Origin of the sequence: Nostoc sp. (genome assembly GCF_036916575.1) — a bacterium.
Classification (GTDB): domain Bacteria; phylum Cyanobacteriota; class Cyanobacteriia; order Cyanobacteriales; family Nostocaceae; genus Nostoc.
This window is the reverse complement of record NZ_JBALGC010000144.1, coordinates 1-25,704: the sequence shown is the minus strand read 5'-3', so window position 1 is coordinate 25,704 and position 25,704 is coordinate 1. Positions and strand designations below refer to the sequence as shown.

At 43.7% G+C, this 25,704-nt stretch carries 21 protein-coding genes, 1 other RNA gene and 4 pseudogenes; 15 read left to right on the top strand and 11 right to left on the bottom strand.

Translation table 11 applies throughout. The features are described 5' to 3' along the window. Positions 1–462: 462 nt before the first annotated feature. A complete protein-coding gene (locus tag V7L29_RS32735; RefSeq protein WP_334738106.1) occupies positions 463–1,704 on the bottom strand; it encodes a M16 family metallopeptidase in 1,242 nt (413 codons plus the stop codon). A gap of 574 nt (positions 1,705–2,278) precedes the next feature. Continuing rightward, the gene (locus tag V7L29_RS32730; protein WP_334738103.1) at positions 2,279–2,566 is read right to left on the bottom strand and encodes an addiction module protein; all 288 of its coding nucleotides are present in this window, start codon (positions 2,564–2,566) and stop codon (positions 2,279–2,281) included. Between the two features lie 764 nt (positions 2,567–3,330). Here V7L29_RS32730 and V7L29_RS32725 point away from each other — a divergent pair. Further along, a complete protein-coding gene (locus V7L29_RS32725; protein ID WP_334738102.1) occupies positions 3,331–3,633 on the top strand; it encodes a hypothetical protein in 303 nt (100 codons plus the stop codon). A gap of 64 nt (positions 3,634–3,697) precedes the next feature. Here the strand turns inward: V7L29_RS32725 and ssrS are convergent. The 4 genes from ssrS to V7L29_RS32705 all read right to left on the bottom strand — a co-directional run bounded on the left by ssrS (position 3,698) and on the right by V7L29_RS32705 (position 5,976). Continuing rightward, positions 3,698–3,881, bottom strand: a non-coding RNA gene (ssrS, locus tag V7L29_RS32720) — 6S RNA. 60 nt (positions 3,882–3,941) lie between these two features. Then, positions 3,942–5,120, bottom strand: a complete 1,179-nt coding sequence (locus V7L29_RS32715; protein WP_334738105.1) for a 5-(carboxyamino)imidazole ribonucleotide synthase — start codon at positions 5,118–5,120, stop codon at positions 3,942–3,944. After that, positions 5,117–5,608 (bottom strand): pentapeptide repeat-containing protein, encoded by a 492-nt coding sequence (locus tag V7L29_RS32710; RefSeq protein ID WP_334738104.1) that lies wholly within the window; start codon positions 5,606–5,608, stop codon positions 5,117–5,119. Before V7L29_RS32710 ends, V7L29_RS32715 begins: the two co-directional genes overlap by 4 nt. 155 nt (positions 5,609–5,763) lie before the next feature. After that, positions 5,764–5,976, bottom strand: coding sequence for a hypothetical protein (locus tag V7L29_RS32705; RefSeq protein ID WP_334738101.1), 213 nt, complete (start codon positions 5,974–5,976; stop codon positions 5,764–5,766). Positions 5,977–6,209: 233 nt separating this feature from the next. Here V7L29_RS32705 and V7L29_RS32700 point away from each other — a divergent pair, with 233 nt between their 5' ends. After that, on the top strand, positions 6,210–6,533 hold the full coding sequence (locus tag V7L29_RS32700) for a hypothetical protein (protein ID WP_334738100.1): 324 nt from the start codon (positions 6,210–6,212) through the stop codon (positions 6,531–6,533). Between the two features lie 435 nt (positions 6,534–6,968). On the opposite strand, the gene V7L29_RS32695 is transcribed toward V7L29_RS32700, so the two are convergent. After that, the gene (locus tag V7L29_RS32695; RefSeq protein ID WP_334738099.1) at positions 6,969–7,604 is read right to left on the bottom strand and encodes a glutathione S-transferase family protein; all 636 of its coding nucleotides are present in this window, start codon (positions 7,602–7,604) and stop codon (positions 6,969–6,971) included. A gap of 230 nt (positions 7,605–7,834) precedes the next feature. Between V7L29_RS32695 and V7L29_RS32690 the strand changes: the two genes are divergently transcribed. Then, positions 7,835–9,226, top strand: coding sequence for a cobyrinate a,c-diamide synthase (locus tag V7L29_RS32690; protein ID WP_334738098.1), 1,392 nt, complete (start codon positions 7,835–7,837; stop codon positions 9,224–9,226). Positions 9,227–9,632: 406 nt separating this feature from the next. Here the strand turns inward: V7L29_RS32690 and V7L29_RS32685 are convergent. After that, positions 9,633–9,923, bottom strand: a pseudogene (locus V7L29_RS32685) (helix-turn-helix domain-containing protein); the annotation flags it as partial. A 127-nt stretch (positions 9,924–10,050) separates the two neighbouring features. Here V7L29_RS32685 and V7L29_RS32680 point away from each other — a divergent pair. The 6 genes and pseudogenes from V7L29_RS32680 to V7L29_RS32655 all read left to right on the top strand — a co-directional run bounded on the left by V7L29_RS32680 (position 10,051) and on the right by V7L29_RS32655 (position 15,599). After that, positions 10,051–10,224 (top strand): hypothetical protein, encoded by a 174-nt coding sequence (locus tag V7L29_RS32680; RefSeq protein ID WP_334738097.1) that lies wholly within the window; start codon positions 10,051–10,053, stop codon positions 10,222–10,224. Positions 10,225–10,387: 163 nt separating this feature from the next. Next, positions 10,388–10,717, top strand: a complete 330-nt coding sequence (locus V7L29_RS32675; protein ID WP_334738096.1) for a beta/gamma crystallin-related protein — start codon at positions 10,388–10,390, stop codon at positions 10,715–10,717. 246 nt (positions 10,718–10,963) lie between these two features. Next, positions 10,964–11,152 (top strand): annotated as a pseudogene (locus V7L29_RS32670) (cysteine peptidase family C39 domain-containing protein); the annotation flags it as partial. A gap of 185 nt (positions 11,153–11,337) precedes the next feature. After that, the gene (locus tag V7L29_RS32665) at positions 11,338–11,772 is read left to right on the top strand and encodes a hypothetical protein (protein ID WP_334738094.1); all 435 of its coding nucleotides are present in this window, start codon (positions 11,338–11,340) and stop codon (positions 11,770–11,772) included. A 178-nt stretch (positions 11,773–11,950) separates the two neighbouring features. Further along, the gene (locus tag V7L29_RS32660; protein ID WP_334738093.1) at positions 11,951–14,170 is read left to right on the top strand and encodes a peptidase domain-containing ABC transporter; all 2,220 of its coding nucleotides are present in this window, start codon (positions 11,951–11,953) and stop codon (positions 14,168–14,170) included. Positions 14,171–14,258: 88 nt separating this feature from the next. Further along, positions 14,259–15,599 (top strand): polysaccharide lyase family 7 protein, encoded by a 1,341-nt coding sequence (locus V7L29_RS32655; RefSeq protein ID WP_334738092.1) that lies wholly within the window; start codon positions 14,259–14,261, stop codon positions 15,597–15,599. 111 nt (positions 15,600–15,710) lie between these two features. Here V7L29_RS32655 and V7L29_RS35725 read toward each other — a convergent pair. Beyond that, positions 15,711–15,827 (bottom strand): annotated as a pseudogene (locus tag V7L29_RS35725) (IS701 family transposase); the annotation flags it as partial. Positions 15,828–15,983: 156 nt separating this feature from the next. Between V7L29_RS35725 and V7L29_RS32650 the strand changes: the two are divergent. From V7L29_RS32650 to V7L29_RS32640, 3 genes and pseudogenes are all read left to right on the top strand, one after another. Continuing rightward, entirely contained in the window at positions 15,984–17,366 is a 1,383-nt protein-coding gene (locus V7L29_RS32650) for an HlyD family secretion protein (RefSeq protein WP_334689734.1), read from the top strand. A 109-nt stretch (positions 17,367–17,475) separates the two neighbouring features. Then, entirely contained in the window at positions 17,476–20,868 is a 3,393-nt protein-coding gene (locus tag V7L29_RS32645; RefSeq protein ID WP_334738091.1) for a two-partner secretion domain-containing protein, read from the top strand. Positions 20,869–20,876: 8 nt separating this feature from the next. Next, positions 20,877–21,128: pseudogene (locus V7L29_RS32640) on the top strand (IS1634 family transposase); the annotation flags it as partial. A 216-nt stretch (positions 21,129–21,344) separates the two neighbouring features. Here the strand turns inward: V7L29_RS32640 and V7L29_RS32635 are convergent. Then, complete coding sequence (locus V7L29_RS32635; protein ID WP_334689736.1) at positions 21,345–21,812, bottom strand: Crp/Fnr family transcriptional regulator; 468 nt, start codon at positions 21,810–21,812, stop codon at positions 21,345–21,347. A gap of 635 nt (positions 21,813–22,447) precedes the next feature. Between V7L29_RS32635 and V7L29_RS32630 the strand changes: the two genes are divergently transcribed. Then, on the top strand, positions 22,448–23,119 hold the full coding sequence (locus V7L29_RS32630) for a cadmium resistance transporter (RefSeq protein WP_334689737.1): 672 nt from the start codon (positions 22,448–22,450) through the stop codon (positions 23,117–23,119). Between the two features lie 291 nt (positions 23,120–23,410). Beyond that, a complete protein-coding gene (locus tag V7L29_RS32625) occupies positions 23,411–24,091 on the top strand; it encodes a pentapeptide repeat-containing protein (protein WP_334738090.1) in 681 nt (226 codons plus the stop codon). A 116-nt stretch (positions 24,092–24,207) separates the two neighbouring features. On the opposite strand, the gene V7L29_RS32620 is transcribed toward V7L29_RS32625, so the two are convergent. Next, positions 24,208–24,780 (bottom strand): carboxymuconolactone decarboxylase family protein, encoded by a 573-nt coding sequence (locus tag V7L29_RS32620; protein WP_334689778.1) that lies wholly within the window; start codon positions 24,778–24,780, stop codon positions 24,208–24,210. Between the two features lie 100 nt (positions 24,781–24,880). Between V7L29_RS32620 and V7L29_RS32615 the strand changes: the two genes are divergently transcribed. Next, a complete protein-coding gene (locus V7L29_RS32615) occupies positions 24,881–25,456 on the top strand; it encodes a TetR/AcrR family transcriptional regulator (protein ID WP_334689780.1) in 576 nt (191 codons plus the stop codon). The last annotated feature ends 248 nt before the right edge of the window (positions 25,457–25,704 follow it).

Below are 25,704 nucleotides of genomic sequence, written 5' to 3'. Positions count from 1 at the left end.
CCGAATGTTCCCATGTTTCTTATCTAGTTGTTTGGCACTCGGTGCGGCGCAGCCGCACTGTCGCTTGTGACAGTTGCGTAAGTCCTGAAAATAATGAAATCATTTTGTTTGTCTTCATGGCTCAATTCAGGCGATTTAAACCGATGTTTTAGGGACTTCCAAATAAAAAAATATCCCAAAACTGACCCAAAAATCCTCTCTATTTCTCCTCTTACTATGTTCTCTGTCTTGAAAAGTGGCGCTCCTCTCTTACAAAGTTCAGATCGGCGGAAACCGCCGCTCCGACTTTGCGCTGCGTCGCTAACGCTGCGCTAACAGATCGCCGGAAGCCGACGCTCCGACTTTTCGCTGCGTCTGGAGTGGTTCGTAATTTATTTCTTGAAAATCCCTTATTTAATCCAAAATCCAAAATTGGCAGCGTCATTTGTCTTTTGCTAATTGCTAATGACTAATAACTAATGACTAAGACGGTTTAAGTACAGTAACCGCATAATTTTGCGACGAGAGATACTGTTTAGCTAATTTTTGCAATTCTTGGACATCAAAAGACTGAATTTGCTGGGGATATGTTACAGCTAATTCAGCTTGGGCGATGGTATTGTAATACCCATAAAGCCCTGTAAGCTGATTTGGCGTTTCGGTTGAAAACGCATACTCATTACACAGCAGCCTGCGTGTACGGGCAAGTTCCTGTTCACTAATTCCTCTAGTCTGCAAATCATCTAAATGAGCGCGAATCAAGGACTCAACTTCCTCCAGATTTTCTGGTTCTAACCAGGCAGTAATTGTAAATAAACTTGATTCCCGTTGTAGAGAAAAATTACTGCAAATTCCCTGTACTAATTGCAAATCTTCTCGCAAATCACGCACTAAACGCGAAGTCCGCCCTTCTGCCAATAACACCGACAACAAATCTAAACCATAGCCAGTGCGGATTTCTTCTACTCCTGGTACCAGCCATGCCATTAACAACCGCGCTTGCTCTATGCGTGGTAAAGACAGTTCTTGACGGTGAATTCCTGTTATTACTGGCTTTGTCACCTTCTCAAACTGCGGACAATTCGAGCGTTCGGCAAAATCAACAAATGAACGATTTACCATTTCCCAAGCTGGTTCCTGAGCTATACCCCCGGCAATTACCACCGTCATGTTTTCCGGCTGATAGTGAGTGCGGTGAAAACAGCGCATTGCTTCTGGTGACTGCTGCATAAGTTCTTGCTCAGTACCCAGCACCGAACGTCCGTAAGGGTGATGCGGGTAGATGCTTTGAATCAGACTTTGGAATCCTATCCAATCGGAATCGTCCTGACAAGAACGAATTTCCTCCAGCACCACGTCCCGTTCGCGGCTAAATTCATCTTCTGGAATTGCCGCATTCAGTAGTAGTTCTCCCAAGTAGGGCAGAGTATCTTTTAAATAAGGGGCAGCTGTGGTAAGTGAATAATGAGCATAATCATAGCTTGTCGCCGCATTACTTACGCCACCCTGGTTTTCAACCTTGTAATCGAACATTCCAGGAGGTAGCGTCGCCGTACCTTTAAAAATCATATGTTCTAAAAAGTGCGCCATGCCGAACCACGGTTCTGGCTCTATGCTTGTTCCAGCACGCACCCAAACATCAGCCACAACTACAGGGGTAGTGGGAATCTCTTGATGAATAAAAGTTAAACCATTCTCTAGTCGGAAGACCGAGGCTGGAAACACCGTATTAGTTAGTTGTTGTAACAATTTTTTGTAGTTTTAACCACAATTTTCAGATAATTTTGTTATCTTAACTCTGAACGATACCTGATTTAGAATCAAGTTATACAGATTTTGTTTTTATCAGCAGTATTAGTAAATTCAGTAGACCTAAATATTTTGTAAGTTGACAAAATAATAAAGGTATGTCTCGATGTTTCTGGGACTGACAAGAGCAAGCACAAGCGATCACAGGAAAACTTACAACCCTATTGCTTAAAAAGCTGTATCATAAATTACTATTTTTAGTGTAGGCGTAGCCCGCCGTAGGCATCACAGAACTTTTCAGTTTACTGATTATTGGCTTTTATGGTAGCCTACCACGCCATTTATTTGGATCTTGAGAAGAGTGGAAAACTGCATAGACAATGATGTAGTGTCCGAATGCTCATAGAAAATAACGTAAGGGAAGCGCCGAACTACAGCCCTTCGATAGCTTTCGTGAACTACCTGATACATTTGTGGATTTCGCCGAATGAAATGAATACAAGCATCTACACAACGAAGAAATTCTTCACCCAAACCAAGTTCCTGCTCTTCATACCAGATACAAGCCTAAGCCACATCTTGTTCTGCCTCTGGCAGAATAATCAGATTTATAAGCACCATACTGTCTATTACGAATTCGCTCCTTAACTTCTTCCCAGGAACTATCTGAGTCAGGATTTTGTAAGTAGGTTGCTTTTCTCTTAGCAAGTTCTTCTTTTTGCCAGTCAAGCACAGGAATTTGCTCTGGAACTTGAGCAATCCTATCCCATAAGTCTTCCACAAGCTGCAATTTTTCTGAAAGGGTTAACTCAAAAATCTGAGTGAACTCTGCGTTCATACCAACCTCGTTCAGTGACTAGCCATTTTGTTCTAAGTCTATCACTGACAACACTGATGCTTTCAGAATGGCGTTTTGAAAAGCTATTCGCTGCTTCAAAGACCAAAAAAAAATTTAAGTCCTTTTCAATTAATATATAACATTATTTATTAAGAGAATCAAAGATAAAAATGCTCAAGAAAACTCTGGCGGTGTTCGCTGCCGCAGCGATGCTGCTCCCTGCAAGTCTTGTAAAAGCGGAACCTCATCCAGATCCAGATCCGCCGTGTTCCTTCCATCTCGCTACGCGTGACGGGAAAGATAGAACTTCCGGCTACGTCCGTGTGTATGTTGATTGGGAGTACCTCACCCCAGGTGTCTCAAGTCCAGAGGTAAAACCGAGATCGGTGACTATTTACAACTACACCGGCCGCTCGATTACGCTTGTCAGCGACCGATGGCAGAACTCCAGTGGAACCGTGGAGCGTGGTATTGGTGGCGAAATTCCCAATTCTTCTTCCCGCATCTGGTATCCGACGAAGTGGCTTGCGAAGTCCGAAAGCCCGTATGTTGGAGTGTCCGCAGCTGCGACAACCCGGCCCGGTCTAGGCGGTTCCATCAAGTGTCGAAATTATTAGACAATGCTGGAGAGCAACCTAGAACACCGATTCATTAATAAAGCACAAGACTGATAACCCGAATTTCACAACATACAGGCACGACCGAGTAAGGGGGCCAGTTCCACAGTCAACAAAAGGGCTAGAACGTTTAATAGGCAATTGAAAATGCTTCTACATGCGTCAGCCAGCATCGATTCTTACTTAAGGTTTTACGCTTTCAATAGCGACTTTTCCCAGCCTATCAATCTTCCAGGCGCATCAGCTAAAGAAGTCTACCACTTAATTTCGTTATTGGAAGAAAATGCTCTAAAGGCAAGTTCAACCTTTGTAAAAACTAGTGTGCTTGAGGCTGTTAAAAACGCAAGCCAAGAGCTTACAAATTGGCTAAACCAATCTAGAAAGCTTGGAGGGCTTACTAAAAAGTCGTATTTTCTCCCAATTCCAGTGGCACTTGTTGCAGTGATATAAGTTTTACTGATTGAAATAATTAAAGCTCCCAAATTGTAACTGAACTTTGGGAGCTAATAATTTTAAGTTCACCGCGACGCCGTTTTACCTAAGTTTATGACCTGGGTTTATCCAGGTGGGAACCTAAATTCCTCGTTTAAAGTTTCCGGGTACATGCCCGGTCTACTGCCACGAGAACAGTTGACTCCCTTGTCTTTAAAGGCATAGATCAAAAAACTTGATGGCAGTCACCAACGTCGTAGTGCAACTCACTCATTATAGCTTTTCAAAAGATGTTGTGTGTTCAACATCGAAATTTTCTAATTTATTTACCTGGGATACCAGATAGATTCTATGGTCTGGGCGATGGCTGCGCCGACGCCATTGGCGATCGCAGTTGCCATCTCTCTATTTTGATCATCTAGTAAAACGGTCACATGTCCTAACTTTCTTCCCGGACGTGATTGAGTCTTCCCATACCAGTGAAGGTGCGCCTGGGGAATCTCTGCTATTTGTTGACGCTGGCTTTGGTAGTCGCTGTGAGAATTTTCGTACCCCAGTAGGTTAACCATCACAGCACCAGCGCACTGCAAAGCCGGATTTCCTAAAGGTAAACCACAAACGGCTCTCAGGTGTTGCTCAAACTGAGAAGTTTCGCAGGCGTCAAGGGAAAAATGCCCAGAATTGTGGGTACGGGGCGCAATTTCATTTACCAGGATTTTGCCATCAGCACTCACAAATAGCTCAATTCCAAAAATTCCCACTACTTCTAGGCTATTTAATAGAGTATGTGCGATCGCTTGGATTTCTGCTAGTTGATTGGGCGTAATCTCGGCTGGCGCAATCACCCGCCGACACACTTGTTGTTCTTGTTGGGTTTCTACCACTGGATAAGTTACAATTTCTCCTTCTAGAGAACGAGCAGCAATTACTGCTAATTCCCGTTCAAATGGGACAAATTCTTCTAACAAGAAAATTGATTGATTTAAAGTTTTTGTTGTAGTTTCATAACTGAGCTTTTGCTCTAAAGTAGCAAAATCTTGAATTATGAAAGTACCCTGACCATCATAACCGTGGCGTCGAGATTTGAGGACTACTGGAAAACCTAGATATTCTATTTTTGATTTGATATTTTCTGTCTGGTCAAGAGCTAAAAATTGAGGAACTGGTAATCCTAAATCGCTGAGATAGCAACGCTGATGGTATTTATCTAAAAGAGGAGCTAAAGCTTCTAATCTGGGACGGAAACAAACGCCTTGCTGTGCTAAAAGAGATAAAGCTTGCAGGTTAACAAATTCGTTTTCAAAGGTGATGACATCGCATTTTTTAGCTAATATCTCTGTAGCACTAGCGTCATCTACCGGAGCGAAAACAATTTCCTGGGCAATTGACACAGCCGGGTCGTGTTCACTAGGAGTTTGTACTACCAATTCTACTCCTAGCTTTTGTGCTGCATCCGCCATCATCCAGGCAAGTTGTCCCCCACCAATTACACCAACACGCTTCATTGACATCCTAGAGAATCACGAGTTTGCACGCCTGTTTTAGAATTCACACCACTGGCTTTTATACACAGTTCTTTGATTTGTGCCCTATCCAAAATTGCATCTGTAAAATCTGCACCGTCTATATTCACATCATTAAAGATGGCGCGGAGCAAAAGAGCTTCTTTTAAAACTGCATTGCTCAAATCTGCCTTAGTCAAGTTTACCTGATCAACCATTGCATTAGTTAAATCCGCTCCGTGGAGATTTGCTTTTGTCATCACCGAAGCACTCATTACAGCTCCCCGCAAGTCAGCGTTTGTAAAGTTAGCCAGTTCCATATTGGCGTTAGAAAACTCCGCAGCTTGCAAACTTTCACCAGAAAAATCACGTCTTGACAACTCTGCATTGCTAAATGACAGTGGATGAGTCCAGTTTACTGCCAGTGCGGGATCAGCCACGCACCATATAATAATTCCTAGAAAGAACGCCAATCCTTGCCGCCAAAACATATCAAGAGCCAATTTGGTGTCTAATCGCTGCATTTAAGCTTACCGCATTTGAATATTAGCAAGACTGGATTATTCTAATTGGGACTCGCAGTCTTGCTACTGGACTTGGGAGATGTGTATTTCTCTTGCTTAATATTTTGTAACGCAAAAAGGGTTTAGGCGTAGCCCGTCGTAGCGAAAAGTCTGAGCCAGCGACTTGTGGCGACTGGCGTCTGTTGCGGCGGCTTTTGCCAATCTGTTAGCGCAGCCTCTTCTCTACCTTGGGCTACGCCAACGACGCAGCGCAAAGTCTGAGCCGTACCACTTCGTGGAAGCAAGCTACGCGGAGCGTCTCGTAGAGAGGCTTCCGACGCATTCTTGACTTTCAATTTTTCAAGTAAAGTTTATTGTCTTTTTAAAGTAACCAGCCCCTATCGACTGCTAATCTTTTAATTAATGAAAGCAAAGTTTGAGCCTAACTATATGTGTCTCAACTGCTTAACAAAGCTTAAAACTTGGATAATTAGCGTTAATTTTATAGCGGTTAGTTAGTTCTTCAGGAATCTCCAAGAGTTTACATTCAGCAAGTATACAACTTCCACAAACCGAACTCCCAAACCCGATGATGAATCACTATTCACTTCAATGGATTGAGGCATGGTGCCAAGAAAATGGCTGGACAGATTTATTTGTTGAGCGACGTAACAACTTCTGGGCTTTCCCTCCGGGTGGGGTAATGCCGGAACCAATTCCAGTTGACGTTCTCAGATTGATTAAAGCCGAAAAAGGACTGACTTTTGAAGAACGATTGTGGTCGATGTCCGCCGTAATTGGCACAATCCTAGCTGTTCTTTTTACCTTTTGGTTTCAGTCGCCGATGCCATTAGTTTTAGCTTTCGTTTTTAACGCCGTTACGGTGGCTCAATTTGAACTTGAAGATGCCTAAATTCTTATTTTGGGCTTTGCTATTAAAAACTGCTCTTGTCTACTTTTAGCAAGAGCAGTTTTTAATTTCAGAAAAAGAGACGAAATCATCACAGTTAAGGTAGAGAAGCTATGCCGTTGGCGTACTCCTACGGAGAAGCAAGCTACGTGGAGCGTCTCCAAGAGTTGTGGCTGACCGCAGGGTAGGACGCGTACCCCTGCTCTTAAGCAAGCTAGCAAGAGCGTCTCGTAGAGAAGAAGGATGAAGAAGGACAGGAGAAAGAATTTTACGAATGGTTTAGGATTGCTATAGCGATTCTTGTTTGGATACAACACGCTGTAGGGCTTACAACTAGCTGTGTTACTCTACGAACGACCTGTATTTAACCCAATTGAGAACCGCTATAGTTCACCCATTGGGGTGGTTATCCAATACTTTGTTCTAGCTTTCCCCAAATTATTGAAAGGATACGTCGTATGTGCCTCCATGTTCAAGCGCACGTTTGTAAGCAGGTCGCTCATGAATGCGCTCGATAAAATCTTTCAGCTTTGGCCGGCTCTCGACCTCTTCTTTGAGCATGGCGACTACTTCTAGGGGAAAGCTCATTTGGATATCGGCAGCGGTAAATTCCTCACCAGCAAACCACGTACTTTTACAGAGTTCGCCTTCGATGTAGTCAAAGTGAAGTTTGATCTGAGGCGCCACGAATCCGCTAACGACGCTGCTGTCCCCTGCCCCGAAATTGTTCAAGACTAGCCGCATCACCAGCGGTGGCATTGCAGAGCCTTCGGCGTAATGCAGCCAATAGGTATAGCGCAGATGCTCCGGCGTACCGGATGCTGGGACTAGCCGACCATTGCCGTAGCGAGCAACTAGGTATTCGATGATCGCGCCCGACTCAGCGATTGTGAGGTCTGCATCTGTGATCACTGGTGACTTGCCGAGCGGATGGACTTGGCGCAGCGACTCCGGTGCCTGCATTGTCTTTGGATCACGTTCATAGAATTTGATTTCATATTCGATACCTAATTCCTCAAGCAGCCATAGCACACGCTGCGATCGCGAGTTGTTAAGATGATGCACAACGATCATAAAACGTTCCTCTTCTAATGACTTATTGCTATTCGATCTCGGCTAATCTCTAACTATATTATTAGACAGACTTTTTTAGCCTAACTCCCCTACGTGGCTAGTTTTCTTGTTTCTAATTGGTATAAGTTTGAGTTAGTTGGTTTTAGATAAATCACAAACTGGCGCATCTGCTTTTACAAAAAGTGACGATAGACGCACAGGCAATAGTCAATTATCCGTTTGTTTCATTTATGACTTTAGTCATTGCCGGGGAACGTAGTGGAGTGGGTAAGACAACAGTCACGCTCACCCTTTTAGCATCTTTACGTCGTCGCGATCGCCTGGTGCAATCTTTCAAGGTAGGCCCAGACTACATTGATCCGATGTTTCATCAACACGTAACTGGTCGTGCTTGTCGGAATTTAGACCCCGTACTGACTTCTGAAGTCTACGTTCAGCAATGTTTTGCCCGTCATAGCCAACTGAGTGAATATGCCCTAGTGGAAGGGGTAATGGGGTTGTTTGATGGAATTGGGCATGAGCAAGAAAAGCAAAAATCAACTGACTTTGCGAGTACGGCACACATTGCGCGGCTTTTAGATTTACCCGTGGTGTTGGTGATTGATTGCAGTCGCCTTTCTGGTTCTGTAGCTGCGATCGCTCACGGCTACCAGTCTTTTGATCCCCGAATTAAAATAGCTGGGGTAGTATTAAATCGCGTCGGGAGCGATCGCCACCTCTCTCTACTTAAAGATTCGCTAGAACCTCTACAATTACCCATTCTCGGCGTACTGCGGCGTCAAGATAACATCACAATTCCCGATCGCTATTTGGGTTTAGTACCCACAGCAGAACTTCCTCAACTCAATGCTTTAATTGATCGACTCGCCGATTTAGGAGATACTTGCTTCGATTGGCAACGCTTATTACCTTTGTTAAAATCTAAACCTCTCCCTTATCCCCCACCCTGTGGGAAGCTAAAGCTACATCCTCCTCATCCTTCCTCCTCTCCCGTCAGAATTGCCATTGCCCGCGATCGCGCTTTTAATTTTTACTACCAAGATAATCTCGATTTACTGCAACAGCTTGGTGCAGAAATAGTTTTCTGGAGTCCCTTAGAAGATGCTGACATACCAAAAGATGTGCAGGGAATGTATTTTGGCGGAGGTTTCCCGGAAGTTTTTGCCCAGCAACTAGCAGAAAATTCCAGCGTTCGTGATGCAGTGAAAACGGCAATTCTTAAAGGAATGCCCACAGTTGCCGAATGCGGAGGATTGATGTATTTATGTGAGCAAATTATCGATTTTGAGGGTAAATCTTGGTTGATGGCGGGAGTGCTACCAACATCCGCTGTGATGGGTGGGCGTTTAACTTTGGGCTATCGTCGTGCAGTAGCTTTGCAAGATAATCTGTTAGTTAAGGCAAATACAACTGTTTACGGACATGAGTTTCATCGTTCCCATTTAACTTTAACTCCCACTCAGCCCCTATTTGAAACTTCTCGCTACGATTGTGAGGAAAATATGGGATGCGAGGGATGGGGTTTACCTGCAAATGTTCATGCTTCTTATGTTCATCTGCATTGGGGAGAAAGTGGAGAAATTCCCCAGCAGTTTCTTAAAGAATGTAGGACTTACGCATAAGAGATCACCCAACCCCCTTAAAAAGTTGGCTCTTGAGATTCCCCCTTAAAAAGGCTACGGTGTACACACAAGTATGACCAGCATAGGTTTCAACTCTTCTAAGATACAAGGGAAGGGTATGGTGGGCGCCGAAATAACAAATGAGTTCGCCGAAATAACAAATGAGTTCGCCGAAATAACAAATGAGTACCCCGAAATAACAAATGAGTACCCCGAAATAACAAATGAGTTCGCCGAAATAACAAATGCGTACGCCATGATTGCAAGAATTTAGCTTTGTCACGCCAGCGTAACGCACTGCAAATCTTTGGTAGATGAAGTTTTTCCGACTTGTGTGTACACCGTAGCCTTAAAAAGGGAGGTTAGGGGGGATCGAGGTTTCAGGTTTTCAATGCGTAAGTCCTGGACTTGCTAATTCTTTTAAGCAACCTAAATACTGCTGATTTACAGTTTTAGGTCGTCCAATCAAGCGATCGCTCCATTTGTGAGCCTGTCCTGTTTGGGCGATCGTAATCTAGTAACGTGCAGTCTCTTGAGAACATCCCAAAGCTTCACAGATTTGAGTCTGGGATTGACCTGCATCGAAGAATAGCATAATTTCAATGCGACGGCGGTATTCTGCACGTAAGTCGGTTTCTAAGCTTTTCAGTAGGTATCTGCGCTGAAAGGGTGTTAAGCAAAGACCTGGATTTTCTATAACGATTCCTCTTGGTAGAACTTGCACTCTTTGAAAGTTCGTTTAGCTTCTTTGCGAACCTCTGCTTACTTCTCAAATCAAAAGTCCCTGAATTCCACAACTAGTTATAAAACTTCACAATTATTGGATGAATGGTCAGAAGTTAGGCTTTTCAGGCGTTGATGCTGTGATTGGTCAAAAGCAGCGAGAAAAAAGTGACGATGAAATCAAAGATATAGCTTCAGTATCAAGGTGGATGACTTGGAGTATCTCAGAGCGTCAAAACCCTTTAATTCACAAGACAAAAATACCTTTAACTTGAAAATTAAAAAACTTAAATAATGAAAACATAAGTACTTTAGTTATGCGTAAAAAATCACTTTGAACTTATTGTTTTTATCAAGTTAATATCAGAAGATTTCAATGGAGTTAGACAAGACATCACTAATTCCACATCAACATCAATCTAGAAAACGAAAACGACAATGTTAAGCACCAAAGAAAACTTGAAACAACTTGATGCAACTCTAGCTGTCAAGGAACTTGACAATGAGACTGCTGCTGCTATTCAAGGTGGTTATGCGTTGGAAGTCTTCGACGACTACAATTATACAGATCGCATAGGCAGTTTCAACGTTCGCAGTCCTCAGGTGAAGGCAAACGACCGGATTAGCTCGATTCAAGTTAACGCAGGTACATGGAGATTTTACGTTGACGCTGATTACAAAGGTACTTACTTTGAAGTTGGACCGGGAAGATATAGCCTTTTTAACTATCCTCTGGATAACAAGATCTCATCCCTCAAGCGAGTCTGATTGAGCCAGCACTTTGAACGCTCCAATTCCAGTTAGGGTGATCTCACAAAGTAACTGGAAGTTGGAGATCTTAGTTTCTAGCCCTTCTAGAGGATAACTCTGGGCTAAGCACTTATTTTTGTTGAGCATATAAGCTCTGAACTAGTAGGGGCGAGATATGTTTCGCCCCTCTTTTTTGTTTGCTTGTAATAGAACAATTCACACTCTGTCCGAATAGCGAACCATTTATAGGTACAGGTCTTGAAGATGCGATACCAAATTGTACTTCAACACAGTGAAGAAGACTGCGATGCTGCCTGCCTTGCCACTGTTGCCAAATACTACGGGCGCAACCTTACCATCAGTCGGATGCGGGAAGCAGTTGGTACAGGATCGCGGGGAACCAGCCTGCTAGGTTTGAGGCGGGGTGCAGAAACTCTAGGATTTAATACGCAGACAAAAATACCTTTAATTTTGAATTAAAAAAAATTCAAACAATCAGAACATAAGTCCTTCAGTTATGCGTAAAAAATCAGTTTAAACCTATTGATTTTATTGATTAAATTTTAGATTATTTAAATTGAATTAGAAAATACATTACTAATTCCACATCAACATCAATCTAGAAAAAGAAAGTGACAATGTTAAACACCAAAGAATACTTTAAACAAATTGATGCAACTCTTGCGGTTAAGGAAGTTGATAATGAGACTGCTGCTTTAGACTCTCTGATTGAAGATATTTCAGATGACAAGTCTGCTTCTGTAGCAGGAGGAGCCGTAAAAAATTTCAGTGGCACGCTTAATGCAGGATTTGGGATATTACCAACGCTGTATAAAACTACCCGCCAATTCAACGACATTTCAATTCGATTGACTAAGAACCCCTATGGCACGTTCGTTTTTGCCCGGCGTCCTAACGGTAAAGATGTGAACACTTATTACAGGTATATTCCTGCAAACTACCATGGTGTCGTCACTGTGGCAGCGGACGTGAAAGATGGAACCTCTTTCCGGCTAGGCTTTTCTGCTTCAACGACACGTACGTTTCAAATAGCAGGGCGAACAACCTATTAGCAAGATGGTTTCAGGTTTTTACCGCTAGTCTTGCTTAACTTTTGCACCAACGAATTTAATTAAGTTGATCTACTTACTCATTTTTGAGTTGAGTCAAGCACCTCTAAATATTTTGAAAACTAGCTCTGGTCGGGGTGAAAGCCCCGACTCACTTTCTCCCCTGCGTAAGTTTTAAGTTATGAAATACCAAAGTGTACTACAACACAGCGAAGAAGACTGTGGTGCTGCCTGCCTTGCTACTATTGCCAAACACTACGGACGCACCTTTGCGATTAGTCGAATGCGGGAAGTAGTTGGTACAGGATCGCGGGGAACCAGTCTGCTGGGTTTGAGGCGGGGTGCAGAAACTTTAGGATTTAATACACGTCAAGTCAAAGCCTCTGCACAATTACTGGATCAATTAAATAAAGCCCCTTTACCCGCAATTATTCACTGGAAAGGCTACCACTGGGTCGTTTTATACGGACAAAAAGGGAAAAAATATGTAATTGCTGATCCTGGTGTAGGCATCCGCTATCTCACCCGCGAGGAGTTGCTCGAAGGGTGGGGCAATGGCATCATGCTGCTGCTAACGCCAGACGACAGCCGCTTTTATCAGCAATCAGATGATAAAATTGGCGGCTTTGGGCGTTATCTGATGCGGGTTTTACCCTATCGCGCTATTCTGATTCAAGCGATCGCAATTAACATCGTCATCGGGTTGCTTTCCCTTGTCTCTCCCTTGATGATGCAATTGCTCACCGATGACGTACTCGTGCGGGGAGATACGCAACTGCTAACCGTGGTGGCAATTGGAGCGATCGCGATGAGTCTATTTAGCAGTGCGATCGGTTTGGTACAATCTCACTTAATTGGTCACTTTGGTCAACGACTGCAATTAGGACTGATTCTAGAATACGGGCGACAACTGTTGCGTTTGCCCCTCTCATACTTTGAAGGACGGCGCAGTGGGGAAGTAGTCAGTCGGATTGCTGATGTGGATCACATCAATCAGCTAGTTTCCCAAATTGTCCTCGGTTTACCCAGCCAATTTTTTATCGCCTTGGTTTCCTTGGGCTTCATGCTCTTTTACAGTTGGGGACTGACTTTGGCTTCCCTGACTGCCTTTATTATTGTCACCCTCGTCAATCTGCTTTTTCTCCCAGCTTTGCGCCAGAAAACCCGCAGCGCGATCGTCTTGGGTACAGAAAATCAAGGCTTTCTCGTTGAAACTTTTCGCGGTGTCCAGGTGCTAAAGACTACCCAAGCCACTCCCCAAGCTTGGCAAGAGTATCAGGCGAATTACGGTCGGCTTGCTAACTTGGGCTGGAGTACGATGAAGCTAGGGCTTTACAGCAGCACAATCACCAGTATTATTTCTACTTTTACTAGTATTGCCTTACTGTGGTTAGGGTCATATTTAGTAATTAATAATACTTTGAGTATCGGTCAGCTGCTAGCCTTTACTGGCATGAGTGGTAACTTTCTCGGCTTTTTGAGTTCAGTCATCGGCTTAGTTGATGAATTTATCACTGCTCAGATTGTCATCCAACGCCTGACAGAGGTGATTGATGCTACCCCAGAAGACGACAAAGACCAGAAAAAGCCTTGGGCAGAACTGAAGGGCAATATAGATATTACTTGCACTAACCTTAATTTCCACCACGCAGGTAGAGTTGATCTGCTGCAAGATTTTTCGCTGATTACCCCTGGTGGTCAAGTCATTGCCTTGATTGGTAAATCCGGTTGTGGTAAAAGCACCCTCGCCAAACTGCTTGCAGGTTTGTATTTCCTCCAATCTGGCAATATCCGCTATGGCATCTATAATCAGCAAGACCTCTCAATGGAATGTCTGCGGCAACAGGTGGTGCTAGTACCTCAAGAACCTCACTTCTGGAGTCGCTCAATTATTGAAAATTTCCGCTTCAGCTATCCCCAAATTACGTTTGAACAAATTGTGCAAGCTTGCGAGATTGGTGGTGCAGATGAGTTTATTAGTAAACTGCCCGATAAATATCAAACTGTTTTAGGCGAATTTGGCGCGAATCTTTCTGGTGGACAACGACAGAGATTAGCGATCGCTAGAGCTATAGTTACTGACCCGCCGATATTAATTTTAGATGAATCCACTGGCGCTCTCGACCCAGTGAGTGAAGCCAAACTGCTAGATAGACTGCTGTCTCATCGACAGGGCAAAACCACAATTATGATTAGCCATCGCCCCAAAGTCATCAGGCGGGCTGATTGGATTGTACTTCTTGAAGAAGGACGTTTGAAAATCCAAGGCACTCCAGAATCTCTACGCCATCAGCCTGGCGAACACTTAGATTTCTTAGACAGCGTTGACCCATTTACAAATGGTTTAGTAGCTAAATCCTCCAATTACTCTAACGGCAAATTCAGCGCAATCAGCAAATAAAATCATCTATGACTTATGCATTGACAAAAATATCATTCATGTGATCTAAGTAACAACTCATTGTTGAATATTCAACAGAGGTTAAAGAATGAATACAAAATTTTCAAAGCTGTATTTTACGATAGCTGTCTCAGTTGCAATCATAGGTAGTGCTTCTGTAGCGTTGCCTGCCGTTGTGTCGTTCAGCGATGCTACTGCCACATCTACTAGTGGTTCGTTTGTTGCGGACAATGCTATTGACAAAAATAAGAATACCCACTGGGAGGCTACCGCCCGTGGTGCTTCCATAACTGCGAGATTCGGTAGCTGCCAGCGCGTAGATGATCTGGTGCTTAACTGGTACGGCACGAACAAGTATACCTACAGCGTACAGCTTTCCAAGGACAATGGTGCAACCTGGACTACTGTGGTTAGTAACACCTCTGGCAAGGGCAATGAAAACAAGCAAAACGTCACCGACCAACCCGCCAACGCGATTAAGATTGTGGGTGATACCGATTCTAGATTGCGTATCGACGAATTGAAGGTTAATTCTTTGGGTTCGACCAATGGCTGTACGAGCAGTGGTACTTCCAATCCCTCAAATGGTGAGAGCAGTGATACTTCAAATTCCTCAAATGGTGGGGTCTCAGGTGGTAACGCTCAGTACCCGGCCGATGTGCTTGACTTAAGCAAGTGGAAGCTCACCCTGCCAATCAGCTTGAATTCCCCGCCCAACTCAAACAAGGCAACGGAAATTAAGCAGCCGCAACTCAAGACATACAGTAATTCAGAATATTTTCGTCTGAATGCTGCGAAGAATGGTGTGCTTTTGAAAGCGATCGCTGGTGGCGCACGTACGAGCACAAATACTGCTTACCCCCGTTCTGAACTGCGTGAAATGCAGGGTGATGGAACGGAGTCCGCTGCCTGGAGTTGTACAAATACTGATCATGGCATGTACCTGGAACAGACCCTGTTGCACACCACCACGAATAAGCCGGAAGCCACCATCGCGCAGATCCATGACTCAAAAAACGACCTCATGATGGTGAAGTACTTCGGCCCGAACTTTGCCAACGGCTCGACGGACATCGGCAAGCTTGAAGCCCGCTTTAACAACGACACTACTACCAAGCTTCTCGACAGCACCTATAAGATCGGCGATCCGATGACTATCGACATTGCTGTTACATCCGGTGGCAATGTTACTATCAACTATAAAAACTTACGTTCAGGTGTAACCAGTAGTACTGGTACAGTGAAGCTGACGGGTATCGTCGGTTCCTGTTACTTCAAGGCAGGCATATATATTCAAGCTTGTTCAAAGACTGATATTTACGGTAACACCAACACTGTGTGTGTAAACAAGGACTTGTCTGGTGATAAATACGAAACTGACCCATACGCTTACGCCGAAATAGAAGTACGCAAAATTACCCTACGCTAATCCGCAGAAGCTTTCAGCTTTTTTACCAGTATGTAAATTTCCCAAAAAAGAGGCAGAGGGCAGTCAGATAAACTATTAAACCCGATGCCGGAATGTCTAGATTTTGGACTATAAATCTTCCATTATGTCTGTCAAACGGTTGCAACCTGGGTATTTTGATTCAGCTAGTAACAACATGTAAGTGTTAAGGTCACAATGTGCTGTGGATGGTTTAGTAGTAGTTCTAATAGTCCCAACCTGCTGATAGAGATGATGTAAATTATCCGTCTTTCAAGTCCCTACAAACTAGCGTAGGCTAGCAAAAACTGTAGGCATCGCCTGTTTTGTCCTGATTACTCTCACTGCATTGTCTGTCTAATTTGTCAATACGTAAGTTCAATCATCATGGTTAACTATTCCAACTCAGATTACCTGCCCCCCATTCAAGACAACGAGTTTCTCCCACCACTTGGTCGTTGGACTACTTGGGGCGGACTAGTTTTTGTCTGTGCCGTGGGGCTAGCTGTTCCACTTGCTTCTGTTATCAAATATAAAGTGACAGTTAAAGGACAAGCTGTTGTCCGCCCTGCTGGTGAATTGCGGCTGGTGCAAGCTGCTACCGAAGGTCAGGTGACGCGGGTCTTTGTTACAGAGAATCAAGTTGTCAAAAAAGGGGATGTGATTGCCACTATTGACAACTCGAAGCTGCAAACCAAAAAAAGTCAACTGCAAAGTAACATTGGGCAAAGTCGTTTACAACTATTTCAAATTAATGCCCAGATTAACGCCATTAATAGCCAGGTTTTAGCTGAAACTGAGCGCGTCAACCGGGTTATTGCTGGTGCTGAAGCTGAATTAAACGGTCGCAGTCGGGACTATCAAGATAAAGTTATTACTACCGCTACTGATGTCCAAGAAGCGGATGCCAATGTCAAAGCTGCCGATGCTAGTCTGAAAGCAGCCCAGTCAAAGCGAAATCGCTATGAAACTGTAGCCAAAGCCGGAGCTTTGTCTCAAGATCAATTTGAGGAAGCACAACTAGCTGTTCGCCAGCAAGAACAAGCTTTTCAGGCAGCTAAAGCCAAATTGCAAAATGTCCAAACTGCCCTTAATCCTAGTAATGCACAAGTAGCGATCGCTTCTCAACGCATTGCCCAAGAAAAAGCTACCGGCAAAGCCAGCATTGCGACTTTAAATAAAGAACGCCTTGCTCTAATCCAGCAACGAATTGAAATCCAAAAACAGCTAGAAAGCGACACCCGCGAACTTCAACAAGTAAATATCGACCTCAGCCAAACTAGAATTACTGCCACAGCAGACGGAATCGTTTCTAAATTAAACCTGCGAAACTCTGGTCAAACTGTACCTGCTGGACAGGAAATTGCCCAAATTGTCCCTGGTGATGCTCCCTTGGAGATTAAGGCAGCAGTAGCACTTCAGGATAAAAATAAGTTGAAACAAGGTCAAAAAGTACAAATGCGAGTTTCTGCTTGTCCTTATCCAGATTATGGTACTCTCAAAGGCCAGGTTAAGATGATTTCCCCGGATGCGATTGCACCTCAAGGGAATGCTGTTAATGCCACCGACACTACATCTGCCAACCAAAAGATGGCAGCCGTTGGTGCTTTTTATGGGGTAACAATTGAGCCAGAAAGCCTTTCTCTAGGTAGGGACAAACACTTGTGTGCGCTGCAATTGGGAATGGAAGGTACAGTTGATATTATTTCTAGAGAAGAGACTGTGATGCAATTCTTTCTGAGGAAGGCGAGGTTGATTGCAGACTTGTAGAGCGATCGCAGCGTAACTATTCGTAACTATTTCTCACAATCCTACCGTTGGTTTTCTATCTATCCTAATAGGGGATTGTAGTTTACTTGCTGGATATTCAAGAGTTGCAATGTTTAGAATAAGGCGATGCAGGCGGCGTTGGTGCTGGAAATTAGCACTAGGGAGTTGGTTGGTGATCGGTAGTGCGATCGGCGAAGCTGTATTGCAGACATTGGCTTTATCTTTTAATTGCGCTTTTGCCCAAATTACCCCCGATAGCACTCTACCCAATAATTCTCGTGTTACAACACAAGACAACATCAGTATCATTGAAGGGGGAACCCAAGCTGGAAGGAACTTGTTCCACAGTTTTCAAAAGTTTTCTGTCCCTACTGGCGATGCTGCTTTCTTTAATAATGCAGCAAATATTCAAAATATCATCAGTCGGATAACGGGTGGGTCAGCTTCTAATATTGATGGGATAATTGGCGCAAATGGAACAGCAAACCTGTTTCTAATTAATCCTAATGGGATTATTTTTGATCAGAATGCTCAATTAAATATTGGTGGTTCTTTTGTGGCGAGTACAGCGAATGCACTGCAATTTGGAAATATCGGATTTTTTAGTGCGACTGAGAAAAATATTCCTTCATCGTTATTGACTATTAATCCTTCAGCATTGCTGTTTAATCAGATTAATCAAAACGCAGTGATTCAAAATAACTCAATTACATTTGCAGGAATAGATCCAGCAGGCTTTTATGCATTTGGTTTACGAGTACCAGATGGTAAGAGCTTACTGCTGGTGGGTGGTGATATCAGCATGGATGGGGGAGAATTAAATGCTTTTGGTGGACGAGTTGAGTTAGGAGGGTTGAGCGAACGTGGTACTGTAGCACTGGGTGTAGATGGCGATAATCTCAGCTTGAAATTTCCTAAGAATGTTGGGCGAACTGAGGTATCCCTTACTAATCAAGCTGCAATATATGTAGAAGGGACTGGTGGCGGTAATATTGCAGTCAATGCTAGGAATCTAGAGATTTTAGGAGGAAGTATTTTAAGCGGTGGTATTGGGCAAGGTTTGGGGACATCTGAAACAATTGGGGAAGATATTACGCTCAATGCTACCGGGTCAATCAAAGTTGCTGGTGGGAGCGTAGTTGCTAATCAAGTGCGCTTAGGGTCACAAGGCAATGGGGGTAACATTATTATCGATTCTGGTTCCTTCTCGTTAGGCGATGGTGCTCAACTTGAAGCCTCAACCCTTGGACAAGGGAATGCGGGGAATGTGACAGTGAGTGCAAAAAATGCTGTTGACCTTGCATATGCTAGCATCCTCAACACGGTAGAAGCTTCTGGTGTAGGTAAAGGAGGCAATATCGATATCAATGCTGCAACCCTGTCATTAAAAGATGGCGCTCAACTGGCAACCACTCGTCAAGCATCTGCTACTCAGCTAGCAGGACAGGGGGATGCGGGGAATGTCAATATTAAAGTTACTGGCGTTGTTGATATTGCTGGAAAGAAAAACGGTTTTCTCAGTGGGATTCTCAGCAGTGTGCAAACGGGGACACAAGGTAATGGGGGTAACATTACTATCGATTCTGGTTCTTTTTTATTACGCGAACGCGCTCTACTTGCTGCCTCAACTTATGGACAAGGCAATGCCGGGAATGTGACAGTGCGTGCAAAAGATGCTGTTTCCCTCGCAGATGCTCGCATCTTCAGCACAGTGGAGGCAGGAGGTGTAGGTAAGGGAGGCAATATCGACATCAATGCTGCAACCCTGTCATTAAAAGATGGCGCTTTTATTTCTGCCTCAACATCTGGAAAAGGGAATGCAGGGAATGTGACAGTGGGTGCAAAAGATTTTGTTTCCCTTGCTGGTAATGCTTACATCTTCAGCACGGTAGAAGCTTCTGGTGTAGGTAAAGGAGGCAATATCGACATCAATGCTGCAACCCTGTCATTAAAAGATGGCGCTCAACTGCTAACCGCTACTCGTGAAGCATCTGTTAGCCAGCCAGCAGAACGCAGGGATGCAGGGAATGTCAATGTTAATGTTACTGGCGCTGTTAATATTGCTGGAAAGAAAAATGGTTTTCTCAGTGCGATTCGCAGCTTAGTGGAAACGGGGACAGTTGGCAATGGGGGTAACATTACTATCGATTCTGGTTCTTTCTCATTACAAAATGGCGCTTCTCTTTCTGCCTCCATATCTGGACAAGGGAATGCGGGGAATGTGACAGTGCGGGCAAAAGATGCTGTTTCCCTCGCAGATGCTAGCATCCTCAGCACAGTAGAAGCTTCTGGTGTAGGTAAAGGAGGCAATATCGACATCAATGCTGCAACCCTGTCATTAAAAGATGGCGCTCAACTGCTAACTATTACTCGTGAAGCATCTGATACCCAGCCAGCAGGAAGGGGGGATGCAGGGAATGTCAATGTTAAAGTCACTGGCGCTGTTGATATTGCTGGGGAGAAAAATGATTTTCTTAGTGCAATTGGCAGCAGTGTGCAAACGGGGACAGAAGGCAATGGAGGTAACATTACTATTGACTCCGGTTCATTCTCATTACGAGATGGCGCTCGACTTTCTGCTGAAACTGCTGGACAAGGGAATGCAGGTGCAATTAAAGTTAGTGCTGCTGATTTTTTCACCATTTCTGGTGGCAGTTCAAATATTAACAGTGGCTTGTTCGTTAACTCCCAAAGCCCAACGGGTACTGCTGGAGATATTATAGTCACCTCACCTAAAGTTACCTTAGACAACGGTGGCACACTCGACGCCGAATCTACATCAGGTAACGGTGGCGACATTAATTTACAAACTGATTTACTGCTTCTCCGTCGTGGGGCTGAAATTTCCACCACCGCAGGCACAGCACAAGCTGGTGGTAATGGTGGTAACATCACCATCAATGCCCCGTCGGGCTTCATTGTTGCCGTCCCAAACGAAAATAGCGACATCACTGCTAATGCTTTCACAGGCAGGGGAGGGAACGTTCAAATCAGCGCTTTTGGTGTTTACGGCACTCAATTTCGAGACAAAGAAAACCCACAAACAAGCGATATCACTGCTAGTTCCCAGTTTGGAATTAACGGCACTGTAGAACTTAACACGCCAGATGTAGACCCCAACAGTGGCTTAATCAACTTGCCAACCGTACCAGTTGATACCCAATTAGCACAGACTTGTACCGCAGGTAGCCCTGTAGCTAAGAGCAGTTTTACAATCACTGGACGCGGTGGCTTACCACCATTACCGGGTGATGCCCTCAACACTGATGCAGTGCAGGTAGATTTGGTGACTCTCAACCCAGAAGTAGGTAAACCTTCTACTACAGCAGTTTCCACAAATTCCACTAGCCCAACACCATCTCGCATAGTAGAAGCTACTGGTTGGGTAATTGCTGCTAATGGCGATGTCATTCTCACTAGCTCTGCACACACACTCACGCCTCATTCTTCCTGGCAGAGTCCAGCCGATTGCCGTGCGTTTAATCAACACCAAGGAGGTTGATATAGCAACTTACACTATTAGTTTATTCTCTGGGACAAAAGGCACTGCGTCAAGCTCTGGATTCGGCTAAACAGACCATCCACAATCAGGTGGGTAAGCCTACTGCCACTTCCACTATGTGTTGGGTGTTTCAGTGTTTTATGTCGATTCATCTAGTAACGATCGCCAACGTTAAATAAATTGCCAATCTTAGGGATGAACGACGTTGGATTCTTCAGTTTCTCGGTGCCCCTTGCCGAAAATATTATTTACTTACCTGAGAAACCTGCGGAATCTGGGTTTTAAATGCCGTATCAAATAACTTAGAGTTTTATTGATACAGCCAAAACAAGCTTTTTCTTCATTTTTTAGTGGTAGCTCTTTCACAGCAAGGGTTTCAGACTATGTATGGCGGCAAGATTTGCCTTGTCTGCTTTTACGCGAAACTATACTTGAGTAGTGTTTTGGAATCTGCATAGGAACCAAACCGCTATTTCTCACTCTCTACTAAAAGCCCCCAGATTTATCCGTGGGGAATTCGTTACATTCATATCGTCATTCAATCTGCGAATCAAACGGGATAACTCACGAATAATATTTACCGCAATTTCGGGAGTTTCTTCGATCGCATCATAAAGTTGCTCTTGCGTCAGTTCTAAAAATTCACAAGGTTCTAAAGTCGTTGCGGTGGCGGAACGAGGTTGAGTATCAAATACTGCCATCTCACCAAAGTATTTTCCCTGTTCCACCTCTGCAAGTTGTTTATTCCCAATGTGAACTTTAACTCGACCTGACACGACAATATAAAGCGATCGCCCTTCTTCTCCCTGTCGAAAGATGGTGTAATTAGCTGGAAATGACAATTCGTTCATTACTGAAGTCAGCCGCACAATAAAATCATCCCGCAATTCCTTAAAAATCGGAACTCGCCGAACAAATAATAAACGGTCAACACTGGTTAGCATAATTACAAGTTAAACATCAAACATTACTGTAAATTTTAAAACCGAAGCCACGCGATTAGTCATATTAACCGATATTGAATGGTAGCCGCCAAAAATATCTCAAAATTTACCGATAGAAAACCACTTAGTATCTCTTCAATAAGAGCGATGCCTACAGCGATAAACTACGCACAGAAGCTTCTTAAACAATAAACATCTCCAGAAATTAATGATGCGTTACCTGAAACCCTTGTAGAAACGTTACATGTAACGTCTCTATATTCATTGTCAAAGATGTCTAATAGCTCAGTATTAGGTACTCTCTCGTTCCCATGTGGAGCAAAAGAACGAGGAAAACATTATGTAAAGTTATCAATTACTTTTATTTATCATTTTAAAAAACAAGAGTATTTGCTCTTATTTGGTTGAAAGCCATAATATTGAGTTCATGAGCTCCCAAGGTACCTTGCTGAGAAAAAATTCACCAATTTGATTGGAGGCAATCGCCTCTAAAAACTGGGTAACTGGCTGATGACTAGCGAACCTTGATCGTTTGTCATTGGGTAAAACAGTCACAAAATCTCCTGAACTGGCCTCACATCGAGAAGCAGAGAAGGATTAGGACAAACAGCATTGAATTATCGTAAGCAACAATTATGAGTTGGCTAATTAGTACATTTCTTATTGGAATCTCTGCCGCTTTTGCAACCACCTTTGACGACAATTTATACTTGACAGCTTTCTTCGGAAAAGTCAATCGCAGCTTTCGTCCTAAGCATATTGTTCTCGGTGAATTTCTAGGCTTCACTACCTTAGTATGTGCTAGTCTCCCTGGTTTCTTCGGCGGTCTGATTATTCCCAGCACCTGGATTGGTTTGCTAGGTTTGCTTCCCATCGCCATTGGTATCAGTAATCTCATCAGTCGAGATGAGGAAGCAGAGACAGTGCAAGCGGTGTCAGTTGACTTAACTCCTGCCAGATCTGGACGTCAGAAGAAATCACTATTGGCAATCATCCGCGATCCTCAAACTTACCGCGTTTCCGCTGTCACCATTGCCAATGGAGGAAACAACATTGGGATCTATGTACCCTTGTTTGCCAGTAGCAATCTTCCAAGTTTGAGTGTAATTCTGTGTGCTTGCTATTTCAGTGTTGGGGCGTGGTGCTTACTCTCTTACAACCTGACTCGTAATCCTCTGATGACTCCCGTTTTAACTCGCTATGGTCGGAAAATCTTCCCGTTTGTCTTAATTTACTTGGGACTTTCAATCTTGATTAAAAGTGAAACATATCGACTTTTACCTAGTCTGGCAATGCTTTCCAATTAGGTATGAGGCGATGCCTACGGCGGTAAACTACGCCTACGGTGGGTGCTCCGTACCATTGCACCTGCTCTGAAAACTTGTTACCTGGAGATGCGATGCTAACGACAAGCCCTGCGAGTGACGCTATGCACAGTCGCTACCGCTAAAGATTTTTTAATCATTTAAATTTATCAATTTCAATCAAGATAATATTTGATGTTATCAATTAACTTATCTAAAGTGAGAATAAAGCAGATTATTGATGGCTCCTATTAAAGCAAGCTCACCACTACAAATTATGATCTTAAGGAACTAATGAATAAACCAAATCCAAAAAAATTAACTCAGTGGATTGTAACAGCAGTATTTCTGGTACTTGTAGCAGGATTTTCTCTGCTTGACCAGCCTAGCGTTAAAGCTCAAACACTAACACCATCCATACCTACGGAAAAACTAGGTCCAGTAATACCTCCAGTTACATCGCCAATGAAGTCTGTAACTTCCCCAGTAATACCTCCGGTTACATCGCCAATGGAGTCTGTAACTTCCCCAGTAATATCTCCAGTTGCATCGCCAATAGTGTCTGTAGCAGAAAACGTTAGACGTTTATTACAAACCAATGAATGTGTCGGGTGTAACCTAACTGGAGCAATGCTCAAGGACGCAAACCTGCAAGCGGCAAACTTGGAGGGTGCTAACTTAGAAAATGCAGACTTAGAAAGGGCAAACTTACAGCAAACAAACTTACAAGGGGCAAACTTTCAAGGAGCAGATTTAGGCAAGGTAAACCTTTTGGGAGCAAACCTGTTGGGAGCAAACCTATTTGATGCAGACCTAGAGAAAGCCAACCTCTTGGGAGCAAACCTGCAAGCAGCTAACCTACAGGGCGCAGACTTGGAAAAGACAAATCTCACAAATGCAAACATGCAGGGGGTTAACCTGATGGGGGTTGATTTGGAAGATGCTATCAGACCGGAAGGATTCACTATTCAGTAATTAAACTGAAGTTCTCTGGGCAAATTTCCTAAAAAACCTCAAAAGCCTGATTCAGTAAGGAATACAGGCTTTATTTTGATATTTTAAGGGTCGCGGCGATCGCCTGGGAAATTCGGTCAAATTCTATCGACACGCTCCCTTGCAGGCTTTGACCAAATGTATGGCCCAAATGGTTTATCAAGGGGTGTTTTAGCGATGTGGTTTGTGTAGTTGTGCATCACTTTTATTGCTATGCCCAGAATGACTTCTAGCACTTGTTGCTTACTATAACCAACTCCTAAAAACTCATTAATTTCATCCTCTTCAACCCAACCTCGCGCAATAATCATTCGTTGTGTAAAATGGCGCAGTGCTTGCAATTTTGGCTCTTTAAGTGGTCTGCCATCACGTAGCGCTTGAATATCTTCATTGGACATCCCCATCATCTTTGCCAGACCAGAGTGGGCTGCCATGCAGTAGTGACACTCATGTTCATAATTCACTGTCAAATAAATAATTTGCTGTTCAATTGGGCTGAAACTTGTCGTTGTAAACAAGTCCCATAGTGCCATTGAGCCTTTGAGCAATGCAGGCGAAAGGGCTACCACTCCTTCTAAATTTGGAATAAACCCAAACGTTTCTTGTGCGTGAACTAACGCTGCTTTCGAGTCTTCAGGCGCTGTATCAATTGTATGAATGGTAAATTCCATCGGTTGTTGCCTCAAATGTGCTAATCGGTAGACAAATCTGTCTACCAAAAGTTGGTGCTATTGTATTTCAAAAGAGACAACTTTGTCTACTCATTCAACTATGACTGCTCAATCAAGTAACGCTCGGCAACAAATCCTAGAAACGGCTTCTCTCCTCTTCTACAATAAGGGAATTCAGCATGTCGGCATTAATGAAGTCATTGCAGCATCAGGTGTTGCTAAACGGACACTTTACCGTTGGTTTCCTTCCAAAGACCTGTTAATCACAGAAGTGATGAAATATCGCGCTCAAGAGTGGCTACGCTGGTTTGAGGATGCAGTATCAGCACGAGGCATTACACCCAAAGAACGCTTATTAGCAACGTTTGATGTTTTACGTGAGTGGTACTCAAGTCCCAATTTTCGGGGTTGTCCCTTCATCAATGCTGTTTTGGAAATTGCCGATGCCTCTCATCAGGCGCATCAGGTTTCGGTAGACCTACGCGAGTCGATTCGACAAATTATTGTGCGCTTGGCGGCTGAGGCTGGCGTCAAAAATCCCGAATTCTTTTCGCAACAGTACCTTCTGCTGATTGGAGGAGCCAGCTTAATGGCAACAATCGAACACTCACCCAACGGAGCAACTTATGCTCAAAGTGCACTCTCAGTTCTTATTGATGCCAACATAGGAAATTGACATCGGCACTTTTACAAAAGAAATTACGTAGGCTGAAAACCTTTGCGTAATTCGTGCGCGACTTTTCAGTTTGATGGTCTATTTTCCAATATGTGGCTTGTATTATAATCCATACTCCCCCAACTGTTAGCTGCGCTCGTACCCATATAATTGTCTGACTTTTCCCGTTAAGTCTTGAAATGCTTACTGGTAAAGGATTCAAGAAACAGCGCAGCATATACGGTACAGTAATTAAAATTCGGTGCTAA